The 2,129-nt window shown below is 65.0% G+C and carries 3 protein-coding genes; all 3 read left to right on the top strand.

Going from position 1 to position 2,129, the window contains the following annotated elements; translation table 11 throughout:
* A partial coding sequence (locus tag EB75_RS26850; RefSeq protein ID WP_217267732.1) for a GAF domain-containing protein occupies window positions 1–710 on the top strand: 710 nt, incomplete at its 5' end.
* Window positions 711–943: 233 nt separating this feature from the next.
* Window positions 944–1,618 (top strand): GNAT family N-acetyltransferase, encoded by a 675-nt coding sequence (locus EB75_RS26845; RefSeq protein WP_073698271.1) that lies wholly within the window; start codon window positions 944–946, stop codon window positions 1,616–1,618.
* Between the two features lie 25 nt (window positions 1,619–1,643).
* Complete coding sequence (locus EB75_RS26840; RefSeq protein WP_073698269.1) at window positions 1,644–2,099, top strand: hypothetical protein; 456 nt, start codon at window positions 1,644–1,646, stop codon at window positions 2,097–2,099.
* The last annotated feature ends 30 nt before the right edge of the window (window positions 2,100–2,129 follow it).

The raw sequence follows: 2,129 nt of genomic DNA, 5'->3' as shown, positions 1-2,129 counted from the left end.
CCGCCAACCTTGCGGGATTCAGCGTGTCCAACACACGGGGTCAAGTCCCCCTCGACGCGGTCGTCGGCGCCTACGCGCGCCGGGACCCGCCCTCACCCGAACCATCAGCTCACGCCGCCGCGGCACGGCGCATCGCAAGCGCCCCGCGATCGGTCAGCGACCACTCAGCGACGATGCGCCAAGCGCGCTACGCCGCCATGGCGCTGATCGACAACCCCATCGAGTTGGACAGTCTGCTGGTCCGGGTACTCAACACGGCGATTCGCTTGACAGACGCAACCTTTGGCAATATCCAACTGGCGCAGCCCGACACCGGCGCGTTGCATATCGTCCGGCAGTCAGGTTTCGACAACGAATTCCTTGACTACTTCGCTGTCGTAGAGGACACCGCGTCGGCCTGTGGCAGAGCCGCATCCACCCGGCAGCAGGTTACCGTCACCGACACCCGCACCGATCCCACGTTCGCTGCACACCGCGATATCGCCGAGGCCGCACACTTTCGGGCGGTGCAGTCCACGCCCCTGTTCAGTGCCACCGGCGTATTCATCGGCGTGGTATCCACTCACTATCAACACGCCCGCCATCCGGGCAACGACCGTCTTGGCGCACTTCGGTTCTTCGGCGATGTCGCTGGAGAACTCCTCGCCCGACAAATCGGCGCGGCCAATAGTGCTGCAGATGGAACACTGTTCGGACCGCCGCGGCGCTGACCTCGGGCACGCAGCGGTGAGAAAACCCAACTGTGGCTGGAAATTGGATGGCCGGCGGGTCTGAATTGCCGGCACGCTCTATCCCCCGATTCCCCCACCACCCCATCATTATTCGTCACTGTGACGAATAATGATGGGGTGCAACTGGTTTCAACGTTCATGAATGCGACGCGATCCCGGCGACCCTGCTATCGGCGACCTGACGCCCTCTCGTGGTCTGGGATGATCGAGGCGTGACCGATGTACTCGCCGACCCCGTCAACGCCGCGCTCGACGGCCCGCACATCCGGTTCCGTGAGGTCAGCGGACGGATTCGGCGGTATCACCCGGACGTCTCGGTGTTCTATGGCCACCCCCGTGAATTGACCTACGAGGACTACGATCACGTGGCCCGCCTGGCCGGTCATAACCGGATCGCGGTACTTCGCGACCGCGCCACGTCACTGCCCGCGGACTGGTCCGTCGTCCAGACGTTCGGCTTGGTCCAATATGAGGGCAGCGCTGTCGAAACCGCTCCCGAACCGGCTGCGGTACCACTCACCGCGGCCGACGTACCAGAGATGACCGCTCTCGTGGAACGGACCAAACCGGGACCGTTCCTGCCTCGAACCATCGAACTTGGCACCTACCTAGGTATCCGTGACGCCAACGGTGCGCTCATTGCAATGGCCGGCGAGCGGATGCGGCCGACCGGATATACCGAAATCAGCGCAGTATGCACCGCCCCCGAAGCTCGTGGACAGGGGCTGGCATCCCGCTTGATCCGCGCGGTCGCACAGGGCATCCGCGACCGCGGCGAAACGCCGTTCCTCCATACGTCCGATGACAACCCAGCTCAAAAGCTCTACACGGCAATGGGTTTCACGCTGACGCGTTCAGTCCCACTCGAGATCGTCCGGATTCCCTGACTCGGGACCCCTCCGACATCACGGCATGGGGATCGGCGGCGGTGACGGAATGGCCGGGATCGCCGGAATAGCGGGCGGCGATGGGATGGCGGGCGGCGCGGGAATCGCCGGCGGCGCCGGGACCATGGGTCCGCCCGGCTCAGGCGCGGGCGCCTGCGGTGCAGGCGATTCGGTGGCCGGCGCCGATGAGTCCACCGTCGGCGCGGCCGATGTCGGAGTGACTGTGGCCGTGGATGTTTCGCTGGTCGGTGTCGTCGACGACGTCGTCGTCGTGGTGGTGACCGATGTCGTCGGCTTGTCCTTCGAGGCGTTGTCGCCGCATGCGGCAAGGCTGAACGCGGCCAGCACCAATGCGCCGACGCAGACGGTCAGCCGACCTGGAAACAGCGGATTCGGGTTGGTAGGCATGGTGCGGTCACTTTCTTCCGGCAGTGTCGTGGCAGCGGATACCCGTTATCCAGCTAGGAGCGTGGGTCAGTAACACGCCGGGCGGGGTGTTGGTGCGAGCTGC

Source organism: Mycobacterium sp. ST-F2 (genome assembly GCF_001905655.1).
Taxonomy (GTDB): Bacteria; Actinomycetota; Actinomycetes; order Mycobacteriales; family Mycobacteriaceae; genus Mycobacterium.
This window is presented reverse-complemented; position numbering and strand designations above follow the sequence as displayed.

What these genes read in the sequence shown, in the direction of transcription:
- EB75_RS26840 (WP_073698269.1), top strand. Translation starts at nt 1,644, where the DNA reads ATGGGGATCGGCGGCGGTGACGGAATGGCCGGGATCGCCGGAATAGCG.